At 56.7% G+C, this 238-nt stretch carries 1 protein-coding gene; it reads right to left on the bottom strand.

The window, feature by feature from the left end; genetic code table 11:
* The coding region (locus FC814_RS22735; protein ID WP_236291705.1) for an IS1 family transposase at positions 1 to 238 on the bottom strand (238 nt) is incomplete at both ends.

Here is a 238-nt window from a genome sequence, read left to right as displayed (position 1 = left end):
AACGACAGCGACTTCCGTCCCAGCCGTGCCAGGTGCTGCCTCAGATTCAGGTTATGCCGCTCAATTCGCTGCGTATATCGCTTGCTGATTACGTGCAGCTTTCCCTTCAGGCGGGATTCATACAGCGGCCAGCCATCCGTCATCCATATCACCACGTCAAAGGGTGACAGCAGGCTCATAAGACGCCCCAGCGTCGCCATAGTGCGTTCACCGAATACGTGCGCAACAACCGTCTTCC

This window comes from Escherichia sp. MR, assembly GCF_005280595.1.
GTDB classification, from domain to species: domain Bacteria; phylum Pseudomonadota; class Gammaproteobacteria; order Enterobacterales; family Enterobacteriaceae; genus Escherichia; species Escherichia ruysiae.
Note: the sequence above shows the minus strand (reverse complement) of the source record. Positions and strands in the feature narration are given on the sequence as shown.